This window comes from Winogradskyella pacifica (assembly GCF_003386275.1).
In the GTDB taxonomy this organism is placed as follows: Bacteria; Bacteroidota; Bacteroidia; order Flavobacteriales; family Flavobacteriaceae; genus Winogradskyella; species Winogradskyella pacifica.
On the sequence record NZ_QREI01000011.1, the window covers coordinates 138,612 to 141,260 of the forward strand.

Consider the following 2,649-nt stretch of genomic DNA (forward strand, 5'->3'; position numbering starts at 1 on the left):
CAGAAGTAGCTAATCCACCATCACCAGAATAACCTGCAACTCCAGTTCCTGCAATAGTTGTAATTATTCCTGAATTATCTATTTTACGAATTGTATGATTAAAAATCTCAGTGAAAAATAAGTTTCCATCTGTGTCAAATGTTATACCATAAGGACTATTTAATTGTGCAGAAGTAGCTAATCCACCATCACCAGAAGAACCCGCAATTCCAGTTCCTGCAATAGTTGTAATTATTCCTGAATTATCTATTTTACGAATTATATGATTATCTGCCTCTGCAATATATAAATTGCCATTATCATCAAATACCATATAACAATTTCCATCTAATTGTGCAGACGTAGCTAATCCACCATCACCTGAGTACCCTTCAGTAGTACCATACAATGTTGAAATATTTTGACTGAATATATTTAAGTTAAATAGTATAAGTCCTAAAATGTAAATTTGTTTCATTTATTAATTTTTCTTGTTAATATTCGTTTTTAATGTTTGCTAACGTGTTTGTATATGGTTTGTTGCGTGGTTTAGCACGTAATTTAGTAAATAAAAACCGAATAGGCACGAGCTTAGCGAACTGTGCGTAGCAAAAATTCGTGAGTTTTTACTTGTTTTTTACCACAGTATTTTGTTGCAAGCAGTTTTATAATGCATTTATATAATTCCTTAAATCTTCTATTCCAATGTTATTTGGATTATCCAATTGATTTTGATAATCTAACATTCTACGATATTTAGCCAGAGAAGCTTGAGTATGAGAATTCAAATAGTTTCCACTGTGTTCTTGCCATAAATTCATATTCTCAACAAGAAAAGTCATATAGTGATAATGTGGGTCATTGTTCGCATCGAATCCATCGAATTGAATTCTTTCCAAATCCAGTTCGTCTCTTTCTGCTTCACTCAAACCAGCTATAGTATTATTAATTCTGCGATACATATTTAAAATTTCGCTGGTTTCATTGCAAATTTCAATAGATTTTTCTTCGTTATAGACATTAAATACAGAGTGATATTGTCCTGTTAATCCACGTTCTAAAATTTCCGCTGAAATTGAATGGTGTTCTCCATTTTCTTCTATTTGAGCTAATATTCTAAATTGATTAGCTAATATTTGTCTTTCTACAATTGTTAATGTTTCTGGCATAATATATTTTATTTAATTGTTTACAACGTATAGTATATGAAAAGTAGCGCTAAAAAAGAGCGATAATTTTCGGATAATATACAAGCCGAATTTTTAAATTTTACTAATTATTTTATTTTTGGGAATTTGTCAAATTTAAAAATTTGGCGACTTTCCAAAATGCCCAAACCTTTGTGTTAGCAAAGACTTGCGCTATTTTTTATATACATTGTTGGCAACAGTTTTTATCGTTCAAGTTCCGCTTTTTCTACGACGGAAAATCCTTTCGTTTTGCTGAAATTCATATTGTGAACAAAATTCTGCATACTGTCAGAAGGGTCTATTGTTTCCAAATTCAGATTGTCAATTGTTTCTGGCGGAAATATTACTGATAGAATAGGTTGTTCTTCTAAATGTCCAGTTTTTGTATTTATAATTTTTGCTACTGCATTAATTCGTGCGTAGTCAATAGGAATATATGCAAATACTTCTCTTGCAATTCGCATTGATGCACTACAAATATGGTCTTGATAGAGTTCGTTAAATCTTGATTTAGGCATATTTTTCTTCGATAATTTTCCAGTTGATGTTTGTTTTAACTCGTAGTCAGGAATAACATCTAAACTGTTTACGTGTAAATCAATGTCTATATGGTTTTGCTCAAAACTGAAACTAATTTGAGTTCCTAATTCTCCAATATCAGAAAAAGGGTTAAAATATTGTAAGGCTTTTTTGTAGAAATCGGTTTCGTTATTTTTTATTCCTGTGTTAATCTCTTGAAGTTCTTTCCAATTATTTAACTCGTCTAAATATTCTTTATAGTTGACATCATATGTTTTCTGGTCCTTTATTTTTGCTTGCTCCAAGAGACCATTTAATCTTGTGATTTTCTTTTGAGTTGAGCCAAATATTTTATCGAGAATAGAAGGTTTAAAATTATCTAATTTGCTTTTAGCTATAGCTTCATTTTTAGAATCGAGAAGTGGCTCAATCGGTTTTTTCGTATTTTCAATTTGTTTCCAATCTATTTGTTCTGTACAATTCTTGTGTAAAGATTGTATTGTATCAACATAATTTTCCCAATCAGAAACTGCTTGTTGGGCGTTTTCAATTTCTTCTAATTTTTGCTGTTCTTTAAATCTTTTAGCAGATTCACGAGCGTTTCTTTGTTGCTCTCTTTCCATTCTGCGAACAGCTGCTCCGTATGAGCGTATCGCTCCATTTAATGTTGCCATTTATAATTTTGTTTTGCCAGTAATTTAAATTAGTTGCTATAATCGGAAGTAATAGTACCAAAAAATTTTTATTAATACTTACTGAATTCCGTATTCTATATATTGGTTAGTTTGACTGTCCCTCAAACTGTTGCTAACGGTTTTGTGTATGATTAGTGGCGTGTTTAAGCACCTAATTTAGCAAATAAAAACCGAATAGAAAATCCGCGAGGATTTTCGTAAGTAGGCGAGAACCAGCCATTAATTATACACGGTGTTCTACGCAGTTTTTTATTCCGCTTAATTTT

General features: G+C 31.2%; 3 protein-coding genes. All 3 read right to left on the reverse strand.

Annotated elements, in window-relative coordinates; genetic code table 11:
• On the reverse strand, positions 1-457 hold a 457-nt coding region (locus tag DFQ09_RS19015), incomplete at its 3' end, for an NHL domain-containing protein (RefSeq protein WP_449489484.1).
• A 187-nt stretch (positions 458-644) separates the two neighbouring features.
• A complete protein-coding gene (locus DFQ09_RS18100; RefSeq protein WP_115812918.1) occupies positions 645-1,148 on the reverse strand; it encodes a YfbU family protein in 504 nt (167 codons plus the stop codon).
• 224 nt (positions 1,149-1,372) lie between these two features.
• Positions 1,373-2,362 carry a hypothetical protein gene (locus DFQ09_RS18105; RefSeq protein ID WP_115812920.1) on the reverse strand — a complete coding sequence of 330 codons (990 nt, stop codon included), beginning with the start codon at positions 2,360-2,362 and terminating at the stop codon, positions 1,373-1,375.
• Positions 2,363-2,649 lie beyond the last annotated feature (287 nt).

Bases quoted from the DNA above. Each gene is read 5' to 3' on its own strand.
- DFQ09_RS18100 (WP_115812918.1), bottom strand. From the start codon at position 1,148: ATGCCAGAAACATTAACAATTGTAGAAAGACAAATATTAGCTAATCAA.
- DFQ09_RS18105 (WP_115812920.1), bottom strand. From the start codon at position 2,362: ATGGCAACATTAAATGGAGCGATACGCTCATACGGAGCAGCTGTTCGC.